This window comes from Cutibacterium granulosum, from assembly GCF_900186975.1.
Classification (GTDB): Bacteria; Actinomycetota; Actinomycetes; order Propionibacteriales; family Propionibacteriaceae; genus Cutibacterium; species Cutibacterium granulosum.
In genome coordinates, this window is the sequence record NZ_LT906441.1 from 2,069,462 (window position 1) to 2,094,700 (window position 25,239).

Annotated in this window: 17 protein-coding genes and 2 pseudogenes; 10 read left to right on the plus strand and 9 right to left on the minus strand. The window is 65.9% G+C overall.

Annotated features, from left to right (window positions below):
• Positions 1–59: 59 nt before the first annotated feature.
• The 3 genes from ftsL to mraZ form a co-directional block, all read right to left on the minus strand.
• A complete protein-coding gene (ftsL, locus tag CKV91_RS08865; RefSeq protein WP_065860470.1) occupies positions 60–533 on the minus strand; it encodes a cell division protein FtsL in 474 nt (157 codons plus the stop codon).
• Positions 530–1,483 carry a 16S rRNA (cytosine(1402)-N(4))-methyltransferase RsmH gene (rsmH, locus tag CKV91_RS08870; RefSeq protein WP_231933865.1) on the minus strand — a complete coding sequence of 318 codons (954 nt, stop codon included), beginning with the start codon at positions 1,481–1,483 and terminating at the stop codon, positions 530–532. The genes ftsL and rsmH overlap by 4 nt, the downstream gene beginning before the upstream one ends.
• A gap of 472 nt (positions 1,484–1,955) precedes the next feature.
• Complete coding sequence (gene mraZ, locus CKV91_RS08875; RefSeq protein ID WP_023034219.1) at positions 1,956–2,384, minus strand: division/cell wall cluster transcriptional repressor MraZ; 429 nt, start codon at positions 2,382–2,384, stop codon at positions 1,956–1,958.
• Positions 2,385–2,595: 211 nt separating this feature from the next.
• Here mraZ and CKV91_RS08880 point away from each other — a divergent pair, with 211 nt between their 5' ends.
• The 3 genes from CKV91_RS08880 to CKV91_RS08890 are packed head-to-tail and all read left to right on the plus strand — an operon-like array spanning position 2,596 to position 7,068.
• Positions 2,596–3,516: an AAA family ATPase gene (locus tag CKV91_RS08880; RefSeq protein WP_036903176.1), complete on the plus strand. Its 921-nt coding sequence runs from the start codon at positions 2,596–2,598 to the stop codon at positions 3,514–3,516.
• 4 nt (positions 3,517–3,520) lie between these two features.
• Positions 3,521–4,816: a DUF58 domain-containing protein gene (locus tag CKV91_RS08885; RefSeq protein ID WP_065860469.1), complete on the plus strand. Its 1,296-nt coding sequence runs from the start codon at positions 3,521–3,523 to the stop codon at positions 4,814–4,816.
• Entirely contained in the window at positions 4,813–7,068 is a 2,256-nt protein-coding gene (locus tag CKV91_RS08890) for a transglutaminase TgpA family protein (RefSeq protein WP_095141029.1), read from the plus strand. Before CKV91_RS08885 ends, CKV91_RS08890 begins: the two co-directional genes overlap by 4 nt.
• 387 nt (positions 7,069–7,455) lie before the next feature.
• Here the strand turns inward: CKV91_RS08890 and CKV91_RS08895 are convergent, their stop codons facing one another.
• Positions 7,456–7,923: a DUF3040 domain-containing protein gene (locus tag CKV91_RS08895; protein ID WP_065860468.1), complete on the minus strand. Its 468-nt coding sequence runs from the start codon at positions 7,921–7,923 to the stop codon at positions 7,456–7,458.
• 271 nt (positions 7,924–8,194) lie between these two features.
• Here CKV91_RS08895 and gcvT point away from each other — a divergent pair, with 271 nt between their 5' ends.
• The 3 genes from gcvT to gcvP all read left to right on the plus strand — a co-directional run bounded on the left by gcvT (position 8,195) and on the right by gcvP (position 12,934).
• Positions 8,195–9,322 (plus strand): glycine cleavage system aminomethyltransferase GcvT, encoded by a 1,128-nt coding sequence (gcvT, locus tag CKV91_RS08900; RefSeq protein ID WP_021104300.1) that lies wholly within the window; start codon positions 8,195–8,197, stop codon positions 9,320–9,322.
• A 184-nt stretch (positions 9,323–9,506) separates the two neighbouring features.
• Positions 9,507–9,881, plus strand: coding sequence for a glycine cleavage system protein GcvH (gcvH, locus tag CKV91_RS08905; protein ID WP_021105717.1), 375 nt, complete (start codon positions 9,507–9,509; stop codon positions 9,879–9,881).
• 44 nt (positions 9,882–9,925) lie between these two features.
• Positions 9,926–12,934 (plus strand): aminomethyl-transferring glycine dehydrogenase, encoded by a 3,009-nt coding sequence (gene gcvP, locus CKV91_RS08910; protein ID WP_021105718.1) that lies wholly within the window; start codon positions 9,926–9,928, stop codon positions 12,932–12,934.
• Between the two features lie 283 nt (positions 12,935–13,217).
• Here gcvP and CKV91_RS08915 read toward each other — a convergent pair whose 3' ends face one another.
• Entirely contained in the window at positions 13,218–13,637 is a 420-nt protein-coding gene (locus tag CKV91_RS08915; RefSeq protein WP_021105719.1) for an Hsp20/alpha crystallin family protein, read from the minus strand.
• A gap of 450 nt (positions 13,638–14,087) precedes the next feature.
• Between CKV91_RS08915 and CKV91_RS08920 the strand changes: the two genes are divergently transcribed.
• From CKV91_RS08920 to CKV91_RS08935, 4 genes and pseudogenes are all read left to right on the plus strand, one after another.
• Positions 14,088–16,310 (plus strand): HelD family protein, encoded by a 2,223-nt coding sequence (locus CKV91_RS08920; protein ID WP_197691392.1) that lies wholly within the window; start codon positions 14,088–14,090, stop codon positions 16,308–16,310.
• A 287-nt stretch (positions 16,311–16,597) separates the two neighbouring features.
• The gene (locus CKV91_RS08925) at positions 16,598–17,701 is read left to right on the plus strand and encodes a polyprenyl synthetase family protein (protein ID WP_021104293.1); all 1,104 of its coding nucleotides are present in this window, start codon (positions 16,598–16,600) and stop codon (positions 17,699–17,701) included.
• A gap of 524 nt (positions 17,702–18,225) precedes the next feature.
• Positions 18,226–19,323, plus strand: a pseudogene (locus CKV91_RS09895) (protein kinase domain-containing protein); the annotation flags it as partial.
• A gap of 968 nt (positions 19,324–20,291) precedes the next feature.
• Positions 20,292–21,203 carry a DMT family transporter gene (locus tag CKV91_RS08935; RefSeq protein ID WP_036978029.1) on the plus strand — a complete coding sequence of 304 codons (912 nt, stop codon included), beginning with the start codon at positions 20,292–20,294 and terminating at the stop codon, positions 21,201–21,203.
• 134 nt (positions 21,204–21,337) lie between these two features.
• On the opposite strand, the gene CKV91_RS08940 is transcribed toward CKV91_RS08935, so the two are convergent.
• The 4 genes and pseudogenes from CKV91_RS08940 to CKV91_RS08955 all read right to left on the minus strand — a co-directional run.
• On the minus strand, positions 21,338–21,985 hold the full coding sequence (locus CKV91_RS08940; protein WP_021104290.1) for an MBL fold metallo-hydrolase: 648 nt from the start codon (positions 21,983–21,985) through the stop codon (positions 21,338–21,340).
• 141 nt (positions 21,986–22,126) lie between these two features.
• A complete protein-coding gene (locus tag CKV91_RS08945; RefSeq protein ID WP_051167265.1) occupies positions 22,127–23,296 on the minus strand; it encodes a 3-deoxy-7-phosphoheptulonate synthase in 1,170 nt (389 codons plus the stop codon).
• 264 nt (positions 23,297–23,560) lie between these two features.
• On the minus strand, positions 23,561–24,208 hold the full coding sequence (locus CKV91_RS08950) for a lysophospholipid acyltransferase family protein (protein ID WP_152332742.1): 648 nt from the start codon (positions 24,206–24,208) through the stop codon (positions 23,561–23,563).
• A 227-nt stretch (positions 24,209–24,435) separates the two neighbouring features.
• A pseudogene (locus CKV91_RS08955) lies at positions 24,436–25,176 on the minus strand (lysophospholipid acyltransferase family protein); the annotation flags it as partial.
• Positions 25,177–25,239: the final 63 nt, after the last annotated feature.

The following is a 25,239-nucleotide window of genomic DNA, read 5'->3' on the forward strand; positions in this document are numbered from 1 at the left end:
TCTCGCCGGTTCGCGACGAGGGCCACGCCTGTGATGTCCGGCAGTGCCTGGTCGCTGGTTCACCGCTGAGCAGCTCCCGAACCCGACTTGGCATCGGGGACGACGAGTTTGGCCTGCCTGGACGAACCAGTGACGCCTGGCACCTCGTCACCCACGACTGGGGTGGCCTTCCCCACGATCTTCCCGCTACGCAGATCCACGAAGACAGGATACGGGTTCGGGACCATGCCCAGCTCTTGTGCTGCAACCTGCAAGTGGGCCGGGGAGCGCAGTCGATCCACCTGTGCCGACAGTGCCGACTCCTGGTGGGACAGTTCGGCGATCCGGGTGTTCTGCTGGCTGATACGCACCGACTGGTCCTGGATCTGGGTGTTGAGCACCAGGGCGGCAACGATTCCCACGGCCAGGATGACGGCCATGGCAACGATGAACGGCAGGGTGGAGGTGCGAGCAGCTGTCTGCGGCAGTCCACGCAGGATTCGAACCGGTCCGGAGCGCTGCCGGGACGGCGTGGGGGCGTACTCGGCGCTCATGCTGGCTTGGTCCTTTCGATGACGCGCAGGCGTGCGGAGGCAGATCGGGGGTTGCAGGCAAGCTCGTCCTCGTCGGGGCGTTCGGCGCCGCGGGTGACGAGGGTGAATCTGGGTTGCATGGATTCCGGGACGATGGGCAGACCTGGCGGGGCGGAGTCGCTGGCTGCCGAGCGGAAGGCGTCCTTGACCGGGCGATCCTCCAGGGAGTGGTACGCGAGCACGGCGAAACGTCCCCCCACCGCAAGTCGTTCCAGGGCCTCGGGAATGACTCGGTCCAAGGTGGCCATCTCGTGATTGACGGCGATGCGCAGGGCCTGGAAGGTCCGTTTGGCTGGGTGCCCACCCTGATGACGAGCAGCCACGGGAATGGCCTCGGTGATGATCCTCACGAGCTGACCGGATGTGGTGATGGGCTCTGCGGCACGGGCAGCGACGATGGCCCGGACGATCCGATCGGTGAACTTCTCCTGACCCCACCCACGCAGGATCCGGGTGAGCTCGTCCGCATCCGCGGTGTTGAGGAGCTCGGCTGCAGTCGGCCCGTCGCTCTGGTCCATGCGCATGTCGAGTGGCGCGTCGACCGAGTAGGCGAATCCGCGCTCGGTCCGGTCGATCTGCAGGCTGGACAGCCCGAGATCGAGCAGGATCGAGTCGGCGTTGGGGTGGCCGAGGTCGTCGAGCACCTCGGCAAGCTCGTCGTGGACGGCATGGACGAGTGTGACACGCTCACCGAAACGTTCCAATCGGCGTCGGGCCAGGTCCAGGGCCTGGGTGTCGCGGTCGATGCCGACCAGGACGGTGTGCGGACAGCTGGCCAGGATGGCCTCGGCATGACCGCCCATGCCCAGGGTCCCGTCGACATGCACCGGGCGGCTCCGGTCTCCGGCCAGATAGCCCTGCTCGGCACGGTGGAGGGAGGTGGAGAGCAGCTCGACGATGCGATCCCTCATGACGGAGACGTGCAGTTGCGCTGGATCGATGTCGTTGCCGACGCTCCCGGTGACTGCGTGGTCCACGCCGGTACTTGGATCTGGGCTGGAGGGCGTGGCGCATGCCTCGGGGGTGTGCGGACGTACGGCAGCGCGTGGGTCGGAGCCGGCGACGACGTCAGGACTGGTACTGCTGTCGAGACTGGGGTCTGCCTGACCACTCATCGTCGTCCTCCCTGTCACTCGCTCCGGCCCGTCAACACGATCCTTCAGCCCGTCACACTCGATCCACCCCTGTCACCGAGCCCCCACCCCTGTCGTCGAGCCACGGTGGACGACGCCAGCACGGCCATGCGAGTCGTGAACGGAGGTTCCGGCCTGCAGTGACTCTGACGCAGGGGAAGATGCGTCAGAACCAGTCCGTCAGCCCGGAGCCACTGCCCGCGACTCGAACACCGCACCGTCGGTTCGACCCCACCGCGATGGTGAGGGCTCACTCGTCGGCAAAGACCTCCTCGTTCATCTGAGCGAAATCAGCCTCCTGAGCAGTGGAGTACTCCTCCCACCTGGCGGCGTCCCAGATCTCGATTCGGGTGATCGCACCGACGATGACGATCTCCTTTCCCAGCCCGGCGTAGCGCCGAAGCATGGGTGGAACCATCACTCGTCCCTGCTTGTCGGCAGCAGTGTCGCTGGCCCCGGCCGCCAGCATGCGCTGGTAGTCACGAACCTTCTTCACGCTGACCGACCCCTTGGCGATCTCTCGGGTCATCTCCACGAAGGTAGACATGGGGTACACCGCGAGGCAGTGCTCCTGGCCACGGGTGATGACCAGGCCCTCATCCAGCTCTTCCCGGAACTTCGCCGGCAGGAAGAACCGACCCTTCTCGTCGAGCTTGGGAGTGTACGTACCCAGGAACACCGGGCACCTCCTTGCTCACGATCGCGCCAGTTCGCTCCACTTGCCTCCACCATACTCCACTACGCACCACTTTCACCTATCCCCCGTCCAGATGGGAGAAGAAATCAGACACAGGTGGACGCATCCCGGAGCGCGGGTAGGATCTGGTGGTCGGACGTGCCGGAAGAGGAGAAGGACAGTGACCGAGTCGGTGCAGGACCTCGTGACCGTGATGGATGACGTCACGGCCGCAATTTCCAGCGTCATTGATGGAAAGACCGAACAGATCGAGACCGCTCTGGTGACCCTGCTGGCCGGCGGCCACCTGCTGCTGGAGGATGTCCCCGGAGTGGGCAAGACGATGCTGGCACGCGCCCTGGGACGCTCGATCGACTGCACCGTGCACCGGATGCAGTTCACTCCCGACCTGCTGCCCGCCGACATCACCGGCGTGTCCGTGTTCAACCAGCAGACCCGCGAGTTCGAGTTCAAGCCCGGGGGGATCTTCGCCAACGTCGTCGTGGCCGACGAGATCAACCGTGCCTCACCCAAGACCCAGTCCGCCCTGCTGGAGGCCATGGCCGAGCGCCAGGTGTCCGCCGATGGCGTCACCCACGAGCTGAGGCGCCCCTTCATGGTTGTCGCCACCCAGAACCCCATCGAGATGGAGGGCACCTATCCGCTCCCCGAGGCGCAGCGCGACCGCTTCATGACGCGCATCACCATGGGCTACCCGTCGCGTGACTCCGAGTTGGAGATGTTGGAGCGCCACGGTGCACACAATCCGCTGGACGAGCTGTACCCGGTGACCCACGGTGAGAGGATCACCGAGCTCATCGATGTCGTGGGCTCCGTCTACGTGGCCGATGTCGTCAAGGACTACCTCGTCAACATCGTGGCGGCGACCCGCTCCCACGATGCCGTACGACTGGGCGCCTCCCCCCGTGCCAGCCTGCACCTCATCCGCACGGCGCGGGCCAAGGCAGCCCTGGCCGGGCGCGACTACGTCATCCCCGACGACGTGCAGGCCATGGCCATCCCGGTGCTGGCACACCGTCTGCTGCCGTCCACCCGAGCCCAGCTGGACGGGATCAGCCCGGTGGACATCGTCTCGCAGATCCTCACCTCCACCCCCGTCCCAGAACAGGCCTGACGTCGTGGGACGGATCCCATCACGCACACCCTCCGACCCATCGGGCATCCCCTTCAGCGTCACGACGCGAGGCTGGGTCTTCCTCGTCAGCGGCGTCGTCATCACCATCGCATCGTTGGGGATGGGGCAGCCGGACCTGGCATGGGTCGGGATGTTGTTGGTGCTCCTTCCCGTGCTCGGAATGGTGCTGGTCGCCGCCACCCAGCTGCACATGAGCTGTCAGCGTCGTATCGAACCGGCAACGATCGCCATCGACGAACGTGCCGAGGTGACGACGACCTTGGTGCGCAGGGCTGGGCTGCCAGTGGGGATCCTGCGATTCGAGGAAACCACTCCGCGCGCCCTGGGCGACGCGCCCCGATTCGCCATCCACACCCTGTCGGCAAGCTGGCGGCGTACCGTCCAGTACTGGCTGGAGGGGCAGGCTCGCGGCTACTACGGCGTGGGGCCTCTGCTGGTGCGCACCTGCGACCCGTTCCGGACGGCCTACGCCGACCATTCCTTCCGCACCGTCAACCACCTCATGGTCACCCCCAAGGTGCATCCCCTCGCCCCGCTCAACTCACTGGCCGGAGCCGGCAGGTCGGGGTCCTCCACCCCCCGCAAGGTCGGTGCCCAGGGCCAGGATGACATCCTGGTGCGTGAGTACCGCCAGGGGGACGACCTACGCCGTGTGCACTGGCGCTCCAGTGCCCGCCATGACAATCTCATGGTGCGTCGCGAGGAACAGGCCTGGGACCCCTCCATCGCTCTGCTGCTGGACTCACGTGCCGCACGCCATACCGGCAGCGGTCCGAAGGCCTCCTTCGAGTGGATGGTGTCGGCTGGGGCCTCCATCGCCGATCACATGATCTCTGCGGGATACCGAGTACGGCTGTGTGATGCCGACCAGCCACTGCTGACCACCACGGGAGGATCGGTCGTCACGGCACGCCAGAACTCACTGACTGCCCTCACCATGGTGCAGGTCTCGGGCTCGAGCACCCTGGACGGTGGCATCACCAGCATCAGTGGCGGAGACTCCAGCGAGACGATCATCGCGATCCTGGCGCGTCTCACCTTGGACGACGTGGAGCGTCTCACCCGGGTACGAGTGGGCCGTCCGCTGGCCCTGGCCATCGTCATGGACACCGACTCCTTCACCGCCCGCCGATTCCGGTGCACGGCCGAGGAGGCCGATGAGCACGAGAAGGCCGTGACCCAGTTGGAGGCTCACGGGTGGCGAGTGGTTCGTGCCACCAACCGCAGCAGCATTTCCCAGACCTGGTCGACCTTCGATCCCCAGGAGGACGCCCGATGACGGATCGCTCCACCACATCCAATTCCGCGACGCGGACACGCGTCGTCGTCATGCCCATCGTCATCTGTGTGGCGATCATGCTCGGCTCCCTGTGCTTCCTCCCCATCATCGACGACGCACTCCTGTGGGTCGTCATGGCAGCAGTCACGATCATCGTGGAAGCCATCTCCGCCGTGTCCCGCCGATTCAACACACCTGCCGGTGTCATCCACCTGTGGCAACTGTTGGGTGTGCTGGCGATGAGCTACGGGGCCGGGTTGTCGGCGACACGATCCCTGGGCATCGCAGGAGCCTGGCTGCCAGCGCTCAAGGAACTGTTCATCCACACCAGTACGGTACTGCGCGTCTCACCTGCTCCCCTGCCTCCCGATCCGGGGGTGCGCTGGATCCTCACCGTCGTCATCGGGTTGGTGAGCGTGCTGGCCGATCTGCTCGTCATCAGCCTCGCGAACGCCGCATGGTCGCTCGCCGCCTTGCTGTCGATGTACCTCATTCCGGCGATCACGGACACCCGGGACGCGCCGTGGTGGACCTTCGTGGCCATGGCCAGCGCCTACCTGCTCATCCTTCTTGCCGATCAACTGATCGACAGCAGGCAGTGGACCCGCAATGTCACCCACGACTCCGCTCCCACGGCTCGACTGCGCGGAGCCTCGGGAGCACTTGCCGGCATGGGAACGGTCTTTGCCATTCCGGCACTGGCCCTGTCCCTGGTCATCGGTTCGGCGTTACCCACCTTCGGTCATGTCGAGATCGTCACGCCCCGCCCGCACGGCGAGGGACCGATCCAGTTGACGGATCCCACCCTGGACCTGCAGAAGAACCTCAACGACCCCTCGTCCGCACCCGTACTGAGCTACACCTCCCAGGCCAAGGACGGGGAATATCTGCGCATCGCCTCACTGACGAAGCTTGATGCCAGCGGATGGCATCTCAACCCCACCGACCTCACCAAGGAACAGCCCCAGTCGGTTCCGGGACTCACTGGCCCGAGCAGCACCCACAAGATCGACGTCACCATCCGTCACCTCGACTCGGAGTACCTCCCAGCGCCATACGCCCCCCTGTCCAGCAGCGTCGGCACCAACACATGGTCGTGGGATCCACAGACCTTGGCGATCGTCTCCACGGCAACCAACCGGGCAGAGGCCACCCGAGGACTCAACTACTCGGTGCAGGCCACCGAACCCGAGCCGGACGCGTTCACCTTCGAGAAGACGGCAGCCGGCACACCCGATGATCCCGATCTGTACGCACTGCCCGACGACGTACCCGAACAGATCATCTCGCTCACCCACTCGATCACTGGATCCAGGAAGAACGCAGTCGCCCAGGCCACGGCGATCCAGGCCTGGCTGCGGGACACCCGGCGATTCCACTACTCCACGACGGCACCACCGGGCACCGGCTACAATGTGCTCACGAATTTCCTCACCGACACTCACTCGGGATACTGCATCCACTTCGCCTCCGCCATGGCTCTCATGGCACGCATCGAAGGGATTCCCTCTCGAGTGTCGGTGGGATTCCTGCCCGGTTCACAGAACGGATCACAGCGGCTCGTCAAGGCATCGCAGATGCATGCCTGGCCAGAGCTGTACTTCCAGAACTATGGGTGGGTGCGCTTCGAGCCCACTGCTGCAGTGGCCCAACCTCCCGCCTGGACGGTGGAGAATCCCAGACGTGCCGCCCCCTCGGCCGCTCCGCAGAGCCCCGAGGCGAACAGGTCACCCTCGACCTCGACCTCGGCCCCGTCCCAGGCCTCCCCTGCTCCCTCCCCGGACGCCACGAGCCACGACAGCGATCACGGCAGTGGCGTGCCATGGACCGTGATCGTCTGGATCCTGGTCGTCATGGTGCTGCTGTGCGTGCCGATGCTCACGCGCATGGTGGTGCGTCGATGGCGTCTGCATCGCGACACCCCCGACGCGTTCGCCCGCGGTGCCTGGCAGGAGGTGCAGGCATGCTGGATCGACCACGGCCTGCCGTTGGCCCACGCCACGAGTCGTCAGCAGTGCCTAGAGATGACCGGTGAACTGCCCGAGCAGGCTCGTGGCGCACTGGAACGGCTGTGTCTGCTGGACGAGCGGGCCCGGTACGCCCCGTCGATCGACCTCGATGAACGGGACCGGGACAAGGTCGTCGACGACGTCGAGACCGTACGCGACGCTCTGGCCCAGCAGCCGAGTCGCCGGCCACACTGGCTGGCGGTGTGGATGCCAGCCTCCCTCGTCCGAGGCCGCCACAGGTGAGTCAGGTGGTGTGACCCGCACCGGCCACCTGCCACGGTACTCGACCCACCCAAGTTTTCCGGATGCGAGGCCTCGGTCCCTGCGCGCCGTCGGCCACGCCACGAGCATCCCACCCGAGGCCCCGGTGTGAGCTGTCCGGGAATTCGTCCTTGTCCGTGCCCGGACCACGGGACACGTCAGCCGGGAGCTCACCCCTGCCGAGTGAGCCTCATGGTTTGCTGGGTGAGCTCCTCCGGAGCCAGGACCCAGACCTGTGCGGCACCGGGTCGGTACGCACCTGCGGCGGGTGACCCTGGGGCCAGGGGTCAGACTCCAGGACTCACGCCACGGGACTTGCCACAGTCACGGGGGTTCGTTCACAGTTCGCCGTGAGACCGGCGTGGAGGTTCACAGCTCGCCGTGGGAACGGCGCTGCCAGCGATCCTCCATACGCCGTGTGAAGGATCCCTTGACCGGCTTGCCAGGTTTTCCTTGCCCGCTTCGGCCGTCCGATCCATTCCCCCTGCGAGATCGGGAGGTCGTGGTGCCGGCATGTCCAGAGTCTCTGTCCACGTCCAGACCAGAGCCCCACAGGACGCACACGAACATGACGACGAACCCGGCAACGCTCACCACTGGACCAGTGATCTTCGAGGCGAACGGCACGGCGACCCCGATGACGAGCAGGGTCAGACCGACGAGCACACCGCCCACTCGAACTGCCGGGTGTGCGCTGCGCCGTCGCGACCTGCTGCGCGATGACCTGCGCTGGATGCGCGATTCACTCTGAAAGTGCTGTGTGAACGTCGGATCGTCCTGGGCCAGTGACTTCTCGAGCTCGGCGAGACGCCTGCGTTCCTCTGCTGACAGTGCCACGTCGAACCTCCTGGGGGGACGGCCTTGACCCATTGATGCCAATTCCTGCGCTCACCCGGTGAGGGGCGAGCCTTGGCTCAGTGCTCCAAGTGTAGTTCCGTCTTTCACGTGATGGAACCACCGGTGCCTCGTCGGGGCTCTCTCGCCACATGTGCCCATGCACAAGGACTGTCATGGCATACTCATGCCCGGACGAACTCCATGGCGGAGAGACCCGACACAGCATCCCATCGTCCCTTGCCAAGGACGAGCGACACCATGAGGAGGATCCATGGCTGCAGAACAGTTGCTGTGCACCCCGTTGGAGGGGCTGCACGAGAAGCTCGGTGCCAGCTTCACCAATTTCGCTGGCTGGCGAATGCCAGTGCGCTACACATCAGACCTCGCCGAGCACCGAGCAGTGCGCACCAGCGCGGGACTCTTCGACCTGTCGCACATGGGAGAGGTCCGGGTTGCCGGTCCGCAGGCTGGTGAGGCCTTGGACCACGCCTTGGCCGGCAAGCTCTCCAGCGTGAGCATGGGGCGCGCCAAGTACTCCCTGCTCCTCACCGAGCAGGGCACCATCGCAGACGACCTCGTCACCTATCACGTTGCCGACGACGAGTACGTCGTCATCCCCAATGCCGCCAATGTCACCACCGACCTGGCTGCCATCACCGAACGCTGCAGCGGATTCGACGTCACCGTCACCGACGAGTCGGCCAGCACTGCCCTCATCGCCCTGCAGGGGCCGGCATCGGCCGAGATCCTGCTCCGGACGCTGGGCCGGGCAGACACCAGCCTCGCCCCGGACGAGGTCCGTGACCTCAGGTACTACCGGGTGCTCACCGGCACGTGGCAGGGTGCCGCGATCATGGTGGCCCGTACCGGCTACACCGGGGAGGACGGATTCGAGCTCTACGTGCCAAATGCACAGGCCGAAGCCCTGTGGACCAGCCTGCAGAACGCTGGCGGCGAGGGCGTCGTGCCGTGTGGTCTGGCCTGCCGCGACACCCTGCGCCTGGAGGCCGGGATGCCACTGTACGGCCATGAGCTCACCACGCAGACCTTCCCCTCCCAGGCAGGGCTCGGCAGGGTCGTGAGCTTCAAGAAGGAGAGCGACTTCGTCGGACGTTCCGCCCTGGAGGCCCGAGACGAGTCCGGTGACCGCGTGCTTGTCGGTCTGGCAGGTGAGGGGCGCCGTGCTGCTCGTGCGGGGTACGCCGTCAAGGACGCCGCAGGCACCGAGGTGGGCATCGTGACCTCCGGGATCCTCTCCCCCACTCTTGGCCACCCCATCGCCCTGGCCTACGTCGAGGCGAGTCAGGCAGAGGTCGGCACCGAGCTCAATGCAGATGTGCGGGGCAAACCGCTGCCCATGACGGTCGTCGATCTTCCGTTCTACACACGATCCCGATGAGGTCCCAGCCCCGATGGGGCTCACACCTGACAGGATCTCAGGAGCTGATGAGACGTCAACCTGATCGGGTAGCAGGGATTGACCCAGCAGTGTCAGATCTGGTCCGGTACCTTCAGGGGTGGTGAGCATCCCACCGGACCACACCTTTCTCGAACCACACCTTTCCCATCCAGAGGAGAACATCATGGAACTGACCGATCTTCGCTACTCCAAGGACCACGAGTGGGTCGCCGTGGACGGTGACATCGCCACCGTCGGCATCACCACCTATGCCGCACAGGCCCTGGGCGACGTCGTCTACGTCGACCTGCCCGAGGTGGGCACCGAGGTCGAGGCGAACGGCGTCGTCGGCGAGGTGGAGTCCACCAAGTCGGTCTCCGACCTGTTCTGCCCAGTACCCGGTTCGGTCACCGAGACCAACGAGGAGATCGTCGACTCCCCCGAACTCGTCAACTCCGATCCGTTCGGCGCAGCCTGGCTGTTCAAGGTGAAGGTCACCGAGATTCCGGACGGCCTGCTCGACAAGACCGCCTACGACGAGCTCACCAGGGAAGCCTGAGTTCACGCACATCCTTGGGGCTGCACGCTGAAGTGAGGAAAAACATGTCTGACTCCGAATCGTCCCGTCCGACACACGACTTCGTCTCACGGCACCTCGGTGTCGTCGGCCGGGACCAGGCGGCCATGCTCAAGGCCGTCGGTGCCGACAACCTTGACGACCTGATCGCCCGGGCAGCACCGAGCACCATCCTGGTGCCGGTGGAGACCCCGTCGATCCCGCCGGCTGCCGACGAACAGTCTGTGGCTGCCGAACTACGTCGGATGGCCTCGCACAACCACCTCACCAAGGCTCTCATCGGGCGCGGCTATCACGGCACGATCACCCCTGCGGTGATCCGTCGCAACATCCTGGAGAATCCAACCTGGTACACCTCGTACACCCCCTACCAGGCCGAGATCTCCCAGGGACGGCTGGAGGCGCTCATCGTCTTCCAACAGATGATCGCGGACCTCACTGCCCTTCCGGTGGCGAACTCCTCCCTGCTCGACGAGGCCACGGCCGCCGCCGAGGCGATGCTACTGGCACGTCGAGCCAGCCGGAACAAGACGAATCGTTTCCTGGTCCACAGCGAGATCTTCGATCAGGTGCGTGAGGTCATGGCTGGCCGCGCCACCAGCCTGGGCATCGACATCGTCGCCGTCGACCTGCGTGACCGTTCCCAGTGGCAGCCAGCCGTCGAGGTCGGCTGCTTCGGGGCGCTCGCTGCCTACCCCGATGCCACCGGCGAGTTGTGGGATCCCTCGGAGGTCTTCGCCGCCGTCAGGCAGGCCAAGGGCATTGCCGTGGCCGAGTGTGACCTGTTGAGCCTGGCCGTGGTGAGTGCTCCGGGTGATCTGGGAGCTGATGTCGCCATCGGTTCCTCGCAACGGTTCGGGGTACCGATGGGGTTCGGTGGTCCGAGCGCCGGTTTCATGGCCGTGCGCAAGGGCCTGGAACGTCAGATTCCCGGTCGTCTGGTGGGCACCTCGGTCGATACGGACGGCAACCCGGCCTATCGGCTGGCCCTGCAGACCCGCGAGCAGCACATCCGACGCGACCGTGCCACCTCCAACATCTGCACCGCCCAGGTGCTGCTTGCCGTCATGGCCGGCATGTACGCCGTCTGGCATGGCCCAGCCGGGCTGCGTCGGATCGCCACCGAGGTGCACGGGCGCACGGTCCGACTGGCCGACGCCCTGCGAGCAGGCGGCCTCACCGTCACCACGGCAGCCTTTTTCGACACCATCCGGGTCAATGTGCCGACACGAGCCGGTGAGCTGTGGAGCCGTTGTCGCGAAGCGGGGTTCACCCTGGACCTCGTTGACGACGACACACTGGGCATCTCGCTGGACGAGACCGTGACCGACGACGACATCGCCGCCCTGGCCAGTCTGCTGAGTGGTACTGGCCTGCCCAGTGGATCTGACTGCGCTCCAGCCACCGGCAACGACTCCACCACCTCCTCTGGTGACAGCGCCAGCTCGGGGTGGCCGCAGTCCTTGGTGCGCACCACCGAGTACCTCACCCACCCGGTGTTCACGAGCTTCGGCTCCGAGACGGCCATGATGCGTTACCTCAAGCGGCTCGCCGACCGCGACTTCGCCCTGGACCGTGGCATGATCCCGCTGGGTTCGTGCACCCTCAAGCTCAACGCCGCCATAGAGATGGAAGCCATCTCCTGGCCACAGTTCGCCGGTCTGCACCCGCTCGTGCCTGCCGAGGACGCCGAGGGGACGCTGCAGATGATCGACCAGTTGGAGACCTGGCTGGCCCAGCTCACCGGGTACGACACGGTGAGTCTGCAGCCCAATGCCGGTTCCCAGGGAGAGTACGCCGGTCTGCAGGCCATTCGTGGCTACCACCGTTCCCGCGGCGACGGCCAGCGCAACGTCTGCTTGGTGCCCTCCTCGGCACACGGCACCAATGCCGCCTCGGCAGCGCTGGCCGGGATGAAGGTTGTCGTCGTGGCCTCCGACGACGGCGGGAACGTCGATCTGGACGATCTTGCCGCCAAGATCGACGAGCACCGTGACCAGCTCGCCGCGATCATGATCACCTATCCCTCCACGCACGGCGTCTACGAGCCGGGGGTGCGCCAGATCTGCGAGATGGTGCACGCGGCCGGCGGCCAGGTCTACATCGACGGGGCCAACCTCAACGCCCTGCTCGGGGTGGCGCGTCCCGGCGAGATCGGCGGTGACGTCTCGCACCTCAACCTGCACAAGACCTTTGCCATCCCCCATGGTGGCGGCGGGCCGGGCGTCGGCCCGGTGGCTGCCAAGGCCCACCTGGCAGCCTTCCTGCCCGGCCACCGGCAGATGACCCGCACCCAGCACCCCACTGCCGATGGTGGGACGATCACCCACGACGGACTGGCCGTCTCGGCATCCCCCTACGGTTCGGCATCGGTACTGCCCATCTCGTGGGCCTACATCCGTCTCATGGGGCTGGAGGGACTGCGCGAGGCCACCGGGCAGGCCGTGCTCAACGCCAACTACATCGCCCATCGGCTGCGCGACGCGGTGCCGATCCTCTACACCGGCAGCAACGACCTCGTCGCCCACGAGTGCATCCTGGACCTGCGCTCACTCACCCACGAGACGGGAATCACGGTGGACGACGTCGCCAAACGTCTCATCGACTACGGTTTCCACGCCCCGACCATGAGTTTCCCGGTGGCAGGCACCCTCATGGTCGAGCCGACCGAGTCGGAGGACCTGGCCGAGGTGGATCGCTTCTGTGACGCCATGCTCGCCATCGTCGACGAGGCCCGCAAGGTGCAGGCCGGGGTGTGGCCCGCCGACGACAACCCGCTGGTCAACGCACCGCACCCGGCATGTCGACTGGTCGATGCATGGGACCACCCGTACTCGCGTCGACTCGCGGTGTACCCCGGGGTGATCGCCACCCGGGAACATGGCACGACGACCGGGATGCACATGGGCCAGATCACCCGTATCCAGGCCAAGTACTGGCCGCCGGTGGGGCGGGTCGACAATGCCTACGGAGACCGCCACCTGGTGTGCACCTGTCCACCACCGGAGGCTTTCGAGTCGGCTGCCGCCGAGTAGCGATGAGGGTTGCCGCTCAGGTCGGGTTGTCGCTGAGCCGGTCGGAATCGGCTGACGAATCGACGACGAACAGGTGAGCTGGACCGGACACGGCTGGCCGAGTCCCGACTGGACCGAACCGCTCGAGCCGAGAGGACATGACACCGAGCAGGACATGATTCGGGGCCCCGACCCAACAGGTTGGGGGCCCCGAATCTCTCTGGGACAGAACTCTCCTGCCCTCGGACGATCTGTGCCCTCGATGGCTCAGTCACCACGAGGGCAGGATCGTCCTCCTACTTCATCATGCGATCTCGTTGGTACCACTGGTGCCGTGCTGCACCTGGATCTTGCGTGGCTTGGCAGCCTCGGCGACCGGGATCGTCAGGCTGAGGACGCCGTCGGAGTAGTCGGCGCTGATGCGGTCGGTGGCCAGTCCACTGCCCAGGTTGAGACGACGGGCAAAGGTGCCGACGGCGCGCTCACGGGACAGCCACTGGGCATCCTCGCCGGCATGGGAGCGACGCTCGGCACGAATGGTGAGGGTGCCCTCCTCAACGTCGATGTCGATGCTTGCCGGATCGACACCGGGCAGGTCGATGGCGGCAACGTACTTGTCCCCGTCCCGGTAGAGATCCATCGGCATGGCCACCGAAGCCGGCGTCCGAGCAGCCTCGGCGAAGAGACGGTCGATGTCGTGGAACGGGTCAAAGGTGCGGTTCATGATTTTTCCTCCATGTGGAACTGTTGGTTCGCGGCCCTCTTGAGCCTTACGCACTCAACTTTAGACACCGTTCCAGAAAACACAAGTGAAAGTTGAGTCAGATCGACTCAATCTCTTGGCGCTGGTGTGTCATCGGTCGGGATCTTCACAGACATGCCCCCTGAGAAGGACTCCCAGGCCCTTCCCGGCACAGGGCAGTGCAGCAACCCGCTGAAGACAGCTGGCATCGTGCGTGACCCAGACCCTTCCCGACACGGAGCTGCGGCTCCGGCTGACAGAGCACCTGACGGCGACATAAAATGTGTCCTCACCCAGAAAGACTCTCGAGCCCGCGTACTCGAGAGACCCGCTGCTCGAGGATCGATCTTGCACGCTGACCCATCCCAGAAGATGTCGAACGCCCCTGCCGGACACACCCCCACTCCCCCCGACCTCCCCACCGAGGACGTCGTGAAGCGGGAGATGGCGATCGAGCAGGAGCACGTCGATCGCGTCCACGCCCAACTCGAGGTGGACGAGGCCAAGGCCCACAGGATGGCCCGGGCCAGCAACGACATCTATCGCTCCGACCGCACCACCTGGGTGCGCGAGGAGGACGGCACGGCGATGTTCGAACGCGACGCCTTCGCCTTCAACGCCGCACGTCGACTGTCCATCCTCAACTCCGAGCACGAAGGACTGGTCTTCGGCCGCCTGGACCTTGCCGACGACGCCGAGGTACGCCACATCGGTCGCATCGGGGTACGCGACGCCGACTACGAACCCTTGGTCATCGACTGGCGGGCCCGCGCCGCCGAGCCGTTCTACCGTGCCACCTCGTCGGATCCCATGGGGGTCGTTCGACGCCGAGTGCTGCGATGTCGTGACGAGAAGGTGCTCGGCATCGAGGACGACCTCATCGACACCGAGAACCCGTCCCACCTGCCGATCATTGGTGAGGGCGCCCTCATGGCGGCGCTCAGTCGGGCTCGTGACACGAAGATGCACTCCATCGTCGCCACGATCCAGGCCGAACAGGACGAGGCCATTCGAGCCCCCTACCAGGGGGTGACGATGATCACTGGCGGTCCCGGCACCGGGAAAACCGTCGTCGCCCTGCACCGCGCCGCCTATCTGCTGTACTCCCACCGCACCCGACTGGAGAACGGCGGCGTGCTCGTCGTCGGCCCCAGCTCGGTGTTCATGAACTACATCGAGCGGGTGCTGCCCAGCCTGGGGGAGGACTCGGTGACCCTGCACTCCATGGGGCAGGTGGCCTCCGACGTCCTGGGGTTCAGCTCCGATCGCCTCGACGAGTCCCGGGCAGCCACCATCAAGGGCAGTCTGCGCATGGTCGACGTCCTCGAACGACTGGTGAGTCTGCCGATGACCGCCGATCCACGGGAACAGCGACTGCGCGTCACCGTCAAGGCCGAGGTACTGACGATTCCAGCGCAACGGTTGCGCACCACTCGCTCGCACATCCTGGGACGTCAGCCCTACAACCTGGCCCGTCACTCGGTCGAGCAGTCCCTGCTCGACCAGCTGTGGAACCTCATGCCCGCCGACACGATCGCCAGGTACGACCTGTCGCGGGAGGACTTCGACGAGCTCGTCACCTCGCAGGCCTCCTACCGCATGTTCCTCAATGCGTGGTGGCCACCACTGTCCGCCCCCCAGGTACTGGCCCGGTTGGAGCACGACGAGGTCACTGCCGAGGTGGCCCCGGACTGGTCACCGGAGGATCGGGGGATTCTCACCGCATCCATCCCGCCAGCCGATGACGAGGGGCGGCGGGCATGGAGCATTGCCGACATCGCCCTGCTGGATCATCTCGCAGCGATCATGGGCCCGGCCCCGGTCGACCCGGACATCTCCGAACCGATCTTCCTCAGTGGTGCGCAGTCGGTCGACGAACTGGTGACGATCTCCGACATCCTCACCGACCGTCGTGAGACCGACGAGACCGAACTTCATGACACCTTTGCCCACGTCCTCGTCGACGAGGCCCAGGACATCACACCGATGCAGTGGCTCATGCTGCGCAGACGCGGTCCACAGTCCTCGTGGACGATCGTCGGCGACCCAGCCCAATCGGCCTACCCGTTCCCCGAGGAGACCCAGGCCGCCATCGACGCCTTGGTGGGCAGCGCCCCGTTGCGCACCTTCCGACTGTCGAAGAACTACCGGTCCCCCGCCGAGGTCTTCGACCTCGCTGCCCGAGTGATCGTCACCGCCCAGCCGGATGCCGATCTGCCCGAGGCGGTGCGCTCCACCGGCGTCGACCCGGTGCGCACCACCACGTCCCAGGCCCAGCTGGACGAGGAGCTGCTGGAGCAGACGAGGATCCTGCTGAGCCAGGTGGACGGCACGGTGGGCATCGTCGTGCCGCCGGCACTGGCAGACCATGTCGAGGAGACACTGCATCAGTTGCCCGAGACAGACGCCGTGCACACTGCCCGGCAGGACGATCGACTGCTCGTCGTGACGACCATGCAGGCCAAGGGGTTGGAGTACGACGCGGCTCTCGTCGTCGATCCCGAGCAGATCGTCGCCCAGTCTCCCGGAGGGGTGCGCGTGCTCTACGTGGCCCTCACCAGAGCGACCCAACGACTCGTCGTCCTGGGGGTGACGGACTCGAACGGCCAGTCGGTGAGCACCGAGCTCTGGCAGCAGGCCCTGTGGCAGGGATGAGCAGGCGCAGAGCCCCACGCACGTGCCCCCACGCACCGGAGCCTCGTGCCACATCGGTCGATGACGTACTGGTGATGGGTGGCACCACACGCCCACCCCAACCGTCCGAATCCCGTGGCCGCACGACCTGTTGTGGGACCCGAGCCCGGCCGTCACCGCTCACACCAACCGTGGTCCAAGCCCCCGTGGCCGCCGCCTCGGGGGCAACCACGGTCTTCCGGAACCGACCGACGGGAGCCGATGCCGTACTGGACCAACGAGTGCGCTGGGGCCGATAGGGTGAAGTCATGACTTTCGACCCGTCCGACCCGGCCGGAGCCGACCTGCGTCACGCCGTCTCCTGCGCACTCACGTCCTTTCTCGACGGTCAGGAATCCGTCCTGGCGTCGATCGGCACCGAACTGACCCCGGTGCTGCAGGCGGCCCGCGACTACACGGCTGGCGGAAAACGTCTGCGCCCGGCCTTCTGCTATTGGGGGTACGTGGCTGCCGCAGGTCAACCACGCGATCCACAGGCCCTCATGCAGGCTGCGGCCAGTTTGGAGTTGTTGCACGTCTCGGCCTTGGTGCACGACGACATCATGGACCACTCGGACACCCGACGGGGCCTGCCCTCGGCCCATCGCCGATTCGAGGCTGCGCACCGCCAGAACCACGGAATGGGGGCGCCGGAGGAGTACGGACGAGACGTCGCCCTGCTGCTGGGCGATCTGCTCACGGTGTGGAGTGCCGAGATGTTCACCACCGCTGCGCTTCCCACCAGTGCGATGACCGCAGCCGCACCGATCCTGGCCGCGGTGCGTACCGAGGTGAACTGTGGGCAGATGCTCGACGTCACCGCCCAGGCCGGTATGGCCGGCACCACCAGTGAATCCATGCTCGATCTCGTCGGCCGGGTGGTCGAGTACAAGTCGGCCTCCTACACCGTCGTGCGACCGGCGCAGCTCGGCGTCGCCCTGAGCACCACGAAGGAATCCCCCACTGTGTTGCTGACGGCGTTGCAGCAGTTCGGCTCGCCTCTGGGACGAGCATTTCAGTACCGCGACGACCTGCTCGGGGTCTTCGGTGACGAGCAGGTCACCGGCAAGCCCGCAGGAGATGATCTTCGCGAGGGCAAGCGCACGGTCCTGGTGGCCCATACCCTGTCCCAGGCCACTCCGGACGATGCCGCCACCCTGACGGCCATGCTGGGCCGTGCCGATCTGGAGGACGACGACGTGCACACCGCGCGAAGGATCATTGAGCAGTGCGGGGCCCGAGCTGCCGTGGAGGAGACGATCCACACCGGCCTGACGCAAGCCCTGGCCGTGCTGGATGCCACCGACATGACGGACGAGGGCAGGGCTGGCCTGCGCGCCCTGGCCAGGGCGGCCGTTGACCGGGCAGCCTGAGATTGCTTCAGCGCAGGCATTCACCGGCTGCCCGTGACTGAAATACTCCTCACACCCCGAGGGACCACCCCGGCGCTGGGCCCCGGACAACCGGGCCCCAACCAGAATGGCTGGTCGGGGAGACCACCCCGGCACGGATCCCGGGATTGAAGAATTCGCCCCTGATGGCGCCCAGCCCCCCGGGCCTCGGGCCCGGAATACCACCAACGCTGGGCCTCGGGCCCGGAAGACCCACCAATCCTGATCCCCGGATCCGGGAGGATGACCGACCCCGGAGGGTGCTGGCCATCCCGACCCCCATCATCGACCTGCCGTGCCCCCACGGGGGACGAGGCGGAGTACAGTGGTTGCCCTTGTGTGCTGGCTAACTGACCCGTACCGACGGACCGTCCGGGGAGTCGGTTTTCCGGGCGAGTTCGACGGATCTCCGCGTCGCCCCGATTGCCCGTCACCCAACCGACGTACACTCAACCACAGGCTGGCACGGCCTTCTTCCCCGACCGTGTGTGAGGCGCATCGTGAGCATGACCATGAGTACCGACCCCTACGTGGGTCGTGTTCTTGAGGGCCGCTACGAGATCATGTCCAAAATCGCACGAGGCGGCATGGCCACCGTCTACCGTGCCCAGGACCGTCGGCTACGTCGCGTGGTCGCCATCAAGCTCATGCACGAGAACCATGACGAGGAGCTGATCCGACGCTTCGACACCGAGGCGCAGTCCGCCGCCCGACTGGTGAGCCCCCACATCGTCAGTGTGTTCGACCAGGGCGTCGAGGACGATCGCCCCTTCATCGTCATGGAGTACGTGCCGGGCTGCACCCTGCGCCATGTCATCACCCGGCAGGCCCCCCTGCCCGCCCACCTCGCCCTGGAATACCTCGAGTCGATCTCGTGCGCCCTGGCCAGCGCACACACCGACGGGCTGTTGCATCGCGACGTCAAGCCCGAGAACGTACTCATCTCGGACCGCGGGCGGATCAAGGTGGCCGATTTCGGGTTGTCTCGTGCCATCGGCGCCCAGACGATGTCCATCGACAATGGTCAGCTCATGGGCACCCCCAGCTACATTCCGCCCGAGCTCGTGGAGGGGATTCCCGCCGATGAGCGTTCCGACGTCTACTCCACCGGAATCGTGCTGTTCGAGATGCTCACCGGCGACAAGCCCTTGGTGGGTGACTCCCCGTTCAGCACTGCCCTGGCGCATGTGAGACAGGACGTCCCGACCCCCTCGTCCTACCTGTCGGAGCACTCGAGGAACCAGAATCGTCAGCCCGTCCCGGAGCTCGTCGATGCCCTCGTACTGGCCTGCACCTGCAGGGACCCACGGGGCCGGCCGGAGAACGGCCGCCATCTGCTGGATCTGGTACGCCGCGCCCGACACAGCATCCGTACCGGCACCACGGATCCCAGTCTGCAGGCCTTGATGACACACACCTCACATGCCCGACGTACCCCAGGTGCCACACCGCGCTCCTCCCGAACGACGACCGGACCGGGCAGGGATCCATCGGCCGTGGCACCCGGCCGGAGCATCTCCCCGGCATCGATAGGGCAGCCTCGACGACCCAACAGCTCCGTCCAGACGCCGCACGCCGAGTATCGGACGAGTCACGGAACCCACGAGGGCAGTCATGGCGATGTCGATCTGCGCAGTGGCACCAGGTCACCAGGCGAGCAGACGGCGGCAACTCGGCGTGGCAGTGATCGCAGACGCCCCCGCAGCACCGCGCGTGGCGCCAGGGACGCATCGGCACGTGGCCCACATCCGGGTACGGCGACGCACCACGATTACGCTCCGCCGACGGACCCCACCCGGGTGCACCGCCACGGCCACCCGGCCCGACCTTCCGGTCAGAGGATGGGGTCGAACCAGAACCATGGGCGTCCCACCACTGGTGCCACAACCACCAGGGCCTCCTGGTACCAGGGTGCGCAGCCGGGGACGAGGGCAAGCTGGCAGCGGACGCGCCATGGCGCCCGTACCGCGACCATGACGGGTGGCACACCTGTCGTCTCGAGCAACGTCACGGGACGGCCCCTGGGCCGGGCTTCCTCATCCTCCGTCATGCCGGTGGATCAGCGCTCCGGCTCGCGGACGGCGTCAGCCTCCTCGGCATCGAGCAGAAACATCAAGCAGGCGAGCACCGCTGGTCAGCCATCACGGCACCATCATCCCGTGACCACGGTGACCATCGTGGTGCTCGTCCTGTTCGCACTCCTGATGTTGCACTGACCGCACACCCACCCCACGGGTCCACACGTCATCTCCAGGGTCACACGGCGAGTTCTGCCACGTACACACGTCGAGGGTCCCCCCGACAAGGCAACTCACGCATGTTTCCCGCAGTGCAATGGGTGAGACCCATCGGAACACGTACCCAGCAGACTGCTGAGGAACCACACCAGAAACCGCGTGATGTCCAAAGGATTTTCGGTTTTCTCGAAGCTTCAGTGTCATTTGTTCGATCAAATCGCTTCATGACGCAATAAACCAAGGAACATCGGTTTGTTCTCCAAAGATTCTTTTGTTACCATGTGGCCATGGTCGGATTCCGTTCATCGCGTCTGGCATACGCGGCTCTCCTGCTCATGGCGATGCTGTGGGGTTCCACCCTCATCGTCATGAAGAACGCCTATGCCCACATGGACCCGGCTTCGTTGCTGTCGAGCCGTTTCATCATGGCTGCGCTGGCCTTCGGCATCGTCTTTCCCAAGGCGTGGAAGGCCTCATGGAAGACGATTCGCAGCGGAGTCGTCCTCGGCTTCCTCTTCGGCGCTGGCCAGATTCTGCAGGCTCTCGGACTGACGGGTACGACGGCATCGGTCAATGGGTTCATCACGGGCCTGTACGTCGTCATCACTCCGCTGCTGGCTGCCCTGTTCCTGGGCAGAAAGGTCACCAAACCGGTCTGGGTGGCCGTGGGGTTCGCCACCGTGGGGCTTGGTTCGCTGGCGATCGATCCTTCTGCCTTGAGTACCGGTCTGGGTACCGGTGAACTGCTCACCTTCCTCGGGGCCGTCGCCTACGCCAGCCACATCGTGGCCACCGGTAAGTTCGCAACACCCAACAACGTCGCATCGCTGGGGCTGTACCAAACCCTCACCATTGCCGTCATGGCAACACTGTTCGCAGCCCCCGGCGGAATCATCCTGCCCTCGGGGATCAGCGACTGGACCGCCATCGCCTACCTCGGCATCATCTGCGGCACGGTGACGGTCTTCCTGCAGAGCTGGGCCCAGACCCGCGTCGACGCCACCCGGTCAGCAGTCATCATGTGCACCGAGCCCATGTGGAGTGCCGTCTTCGCGGTGGGGATCGCCGGAGAGGTCTTCACCGGTCAGATGATTCTCGGTGCGATCGCCATCATGGCTGCCATGTTCCTGGTCGTGCGGCCTGCCGGGCGTAGACGTGGCACCTTCGCCCCGACCACATCCACCATCCCGTCCCCGGCCCAGCCCGACATCAGGGCACCACGTCCGTCCCTGGACCGCCTGATCTGACACGACCTGGCCTCAGACCCACCGGTCGCACGCACACTTACAACACGGATGAGGCCCGAGAACGCATCCTCGGGCCTCCCGACATCCCAGACGACGGCAACCACGTCTCGCCCACAGGGGCGTGACGTCCACGTTCAGTCCTGGGGCACCTCCCACGGCTGTCCACCACGCAGGTCGTGGAACTGCGTGTCGGTGAGTTGGGAATGCATGCCGTACATGAGATTCCAGCCACGCTCGCTGAGCAGGGCGTCGTGGATCATGAAGGCATGCCGGGCACCGACACCTCGGGTGAAGTCGATCGTCTCCTTCATGGCTGCCCACGGTGCCTGGATCGGCACGGCCAACACATCCACCCCACGTGGCATCTCGTCGAGCTCGTCACCGGGGTGGTAGAGGATCGTCCCCAAGCCTTCGCCGATGAGGTAGCCGACATTGCCGATCGGCTCCAGGTCACGGTGGATCGTGGCGTGCCGCCCACCAACCGCCTCGATGCGCACGTCACCGAGTTCGAGCACGTCACCGGGCGCGATCGGGTCGGCATCCAGCTCTGGCACGGTGGTGCACGCCCCGGCCTCGGCACGGCAGATCGCCGAGGAATTGGCATTGACCAAGTCCTTGATGTGGGCCGGGTCCACATGGTCGGGGTGACGGTGGGTCACCAGGATGACATCCAGATCGGTCAGGTCGTGCCATGCCTGCGACCCGTCACCGGGGTCGATGAGGATCCGGGCTCCAGCGGCTTCGACGAGAACACATGAGTGACCGAGGTGGGAAATCTTCATGCCCCCAGTGTGTCATCGTCGGCCTGACCACACCCCGGGTTTCGGTCAAGATCCGCCGAATCCGCATCGAGTGACGCTCCCACCAGAGACCGTCCTGGCGGCCCACCCCGCAGATGGGCACCTGTGGCATTGTGGCATTGGTCATCCTTGGGCGTGCGAGCCGTGACTGCGCGTCAATCGGTCGGCGACCAGCTGGGCAAGCTCCATCGACTGGTTGCGGTTGAGGCGCGGGTCACAGACCGTCTCGTACCGATTCCCCAGATCCGACTCGGCCAAGGCGTCGGTACCGCCCAGACATTCCGTGACATCGTCGCCGGTGAGCTCGACGTGCACCCCACCAGGTCTGGTGCCCAGCTCCTCGTGGACGTCGAAGAAGCCGTTGACCTCGGCACAGATGTCGTGGAACGACCTCGTCTTGTAGCCATTGGCGGTCTCGAAGGTGTTGCCGTGCATGGGATCACAGCACCACACCACCGACCGACCGGTGGCCTCGACGGCCCTGATGATCGGGGGAAGCAGCCGACGTACCCGTCCGGCCCCCATCCGGGTGATGACGGTGAGCCGGCCGGGGGTGTGTCGCGGGTCGAGCGCCTCGGCCAAGGCGACGGCCTGCTGAGCAGTGGCGGAGGGTCCCAGCTTCACCCCCACCGGGTTGTGCACCGACTGGAGGAAGGCGACGTGGGCCCCGTCCAGTCGACGGGTCCGCTCCCCCAGCCACACCAGGTGACCAGACAGGTCGTAGGGCAGCTGGGAGTGCTCGTCGACACGCGTCAGGGAATGTTCGTAGTCCAGCAGGAGGGCCTCGTGACTCGCCCAGACACGCAGGTGACGCCCAGTGCCCGCCACGAGTTCGAGGGTCGCAGCGGCGGCACGATACATCCGCTCCAGACGCTCGGGGTCATGCTGGCGAGCCCGGGCCGTGAACTCGAATCCGTTGACGGCGTCTCCCCGGTAGCTCGGCAGCTCGACGCCGTCCCGAGTCTCGGTGCGTCGCGAGCGCGGTTTGGCGTACTGGCCTGCGATCCGTCCCACGGTAACCACGGGAACGCCGGCAGCATCGGCCATCACCGCGGCCATCGACGACAGCACCCGCACCTTGTTGCCGATGTTGTCGGCACGCACCCCTGCGAAGGTCTCCGCGCAGTCACCTCCCTGCAGCAGGAAGGCATGTCCTCCGGCGACGTCGGCCAGACGGGAACGCAGCTCGTCACACTGCCGGGCACGAACCAGTGGCGCAAGGGCACGCAGGCGCTGCACGACCCGACGGCGTTGCTGGGGGTCCGAGTACCTGGGTTGCTGCTCCACCGGCATGGCGCGCAGACTCTCGAGGGTCGGAACAGGTGTGGGCACGACGGGAGTGTAGTCACTTGACGGGTCGCACGACGAGTCCACGAGCAGCGGTTCAGCTGGCAGCGCGGTCGTTTCGGCTGACGGGCTCATCGGCCAGACCTGCGAGAGGGCGGTGGCACCGGGGTGCCGAGGTCCTTTGCCGACGAGTCAGGCATGATCGGTGTCTCGGGCGCGGTCACCGAAGCGTCTGCGAGGTATGGCACGCAGGTCTTCGGAACGAACGGGTCACTCGTCCTCACCATGAATCTCGCGACCGGCCCCCTGAGCCGCACGGTCGGCCATCGCAGCCTCCAATGCATGCAGGCGGGCGGCTCGCCTGGCATCCATGGTTGCTGCCGCCAGTTCGCGTTCCTCTGCCAGGGCCTCCTCCCGTTCCCGCTCGGCGCGCAGTCGACGTTCCCGTTCACGTGCCGCAGCTCGATCGGCACGATCCGCTGCTCGTTGGGCTCGTACCGACGAAGCTGGTAGGTCGCGGTAGGGAAGGCCGCTCAGCTCGGCGATGGCGATCATGATCTCGTCGGCCATGGCCCGCACGATGGGCCTGCTCCCCCGAGTGTCCCAGTGCCGACGAAAGTCCAGGGCCTCGCCCACCACCAGACATGATCCCTCGTGGTCGAGGTATCCGGGGACCACCGGGACCTTGGCGTGCAGGGCCAGATCGGCGACCCCGATGTCGGCCTTGTACACCGCCTTGCCAGGGGCCGTCGCCACCTCGGGGAAGGCGACGACTGCTCGCCCGGCCTGCAACATGGAGAATGCCTTTGCCCGCACCCGGGTGCTCCACGGGTACGGATGCGCACGAGTCACCAAGCCCAACCAGAGCCGGGTGCTGGTGTGGGCGCGCAGTGCAGAGGAAACCGCGACGACGTCCATCCTGCGTGAATGGTGGACAGCCAGGATGAAGGGGCCGTCTGGCAGGTCCGCGCCCTGGAGCCTGACGGATGTTCCACCACTGAGCCAGCGTCGAAGGGGATTCATCGGCGGTCTCTTCAGTGCAGATCCGTCAGGACGGATAGCGGCTGGGATGCCGTGGAAGAGGTGCCGTCGATGCCGGGCTGGGTCTCGACTTCAGCCGCGCTGGTGGCGCGTTGTCGATCCTTCCTGGGGGCGGGTGGTGCCACATGGCCCGGACGATCACGTACCCACGGCGTGAGGTCCTTGCCCCGGAGGTTTCCGTATTTGACGCGCGTCGCGAAGACGTCGACATATTCCTGACCGGTGAGCTCGGCCACGGCGTCCATGATCTCGTTGGTCACCCAGCGCAGCACCGCCGTCTCACCAACCCGGTCGGAGTAGTCGGAGAAGTCCAGCGACTTGCCGAAGATGAGCCCCGGGCGCGAGCACAGGGGAATGCCGCACACCGTTCTGCTCGTCTGTGACCCGGCGACCCCCACTGGTATCACCGGGACCTTGGCGGTCAGGGCAAGGCGGGCGACACCCGTCTTCGCCTTGAACATACGGTCATCTGCTGAACGAGTACCTTCCGGGAAGATGCCCACCAGGCCACCTTCCTGCAGCCTCTCCAGCACCGGATCCATGGCGGTGAGGGAGCCACGGCCCCCGGAACGGTCCAGTGGCACCTGATCGACGGCATGCATGAACCATGCGACGATCCGCTTGCCCGGGCCACCGGAGGGATCGAAGAGTTCCTTCTTGGCAGGATAGGTGATCGGGCGGTCAATCATCGAGGCCACGATCAACGGATCGAGCACCCCCAGGTGGTTGCTCGCCAGGATGGCACCGCCATCAGTCGGTATGTTCTCCTCACCGACGACCCACGGACGACAGACCAGCCGCGTGCCCGGAGCGAACAGTGTGTACTTGAAGAACTGATACCACATGTGGCCTCCTCTCACCGTTTCATCACACACGATAGCGACTTCACCCCACGGGCATGGTCGCAA

Coding starts and splice junctions, on each gene's coding strand:
- ftsL (WP_065860470.1), bottom strand. CDS start 533: ATGAGCGCCGAGTACGCCCCCACGCCGTCCCGGCAGCGCTCCGGACCG.
- rsmH (WP_231933865.1), bottom strand. CDS start 1,483: ATGAGGGATCGCATCGTCGAGCTGCTCTCCACCTCCCTCCACCGTGCC.
- CKV91_RS08880 (WP_036903176.1), top strand. CDS start 2,596: ATGGATGACGTCACGGCCGCAATTTCCAGCGTCATTGATGGAAAGACC.
- CKV91_RS08890 (WP_095141029.1), top strand. CDS start 4,813: ATGACGGATCGCTCCACCACATCCAATTCCGCGACGCGGACACGCGTC.
- gcvT (WP_021104300.1), top strand. CDS start 8,195: ATGGCTGCAGAACAGTTGCTGTGCACCCCGTTGGAGGGGCTGCACGAG.
- gcvH (WP_021105717.1), top strand. CDS start 9,507: ATGGAACTGACCGATCTTCGCTACTCCAAGGACCACGAGTGGGTCGCC.
- gcvP (WP_021105718.1), top strand. CDS start 9,926: ATGTCTGACTCCGAATCGTCCCGTCCGACACACGACTTCGTCTCACGG.
- CKV91_RS08915 (WP_021105719.1), bottom strand. CDS start 13,637: ATGAACCGCACCTTTGACCCGTTCCACGACATCGACCGTCTCTTCGCC.
- CKV91_RS08925 (WP_021104293.1), top strand. CDS start 16,598: ATGACTTTCGACCCGTCCGACCCGGCCGGAGCCGACCTGCGTCACGCC.
- CKV91_RS08935 (WP_036978029.1), top strand. CDS start 20,292: ATGGCGATGCTGTGGGGTTCCACCCTCATCGTCATGAAGAACGCCTAT.
- CKV91_RS08940 (WP_021104290.1), bottom strand. CDS start 21,985: ATGAAGATTTCCCACCTCGGTCACTCATGTGTTCTCGTCGAAGCCGCT.
- CKV91_RS08945 (WP_051167265.1), bottom strand. CDS start 23,296: ATGCCGGTGGAGCAGCAACCCAGGTACTCGGACCCCCAGCAACGCCGT.
- CKV91_RS08950 (WP_152332742.1), bottom strand. CDS start 24,208: ATGGACGTCGTCGCGGTTTCCTCTGCACTGCGCGCCCACACCAGCACC.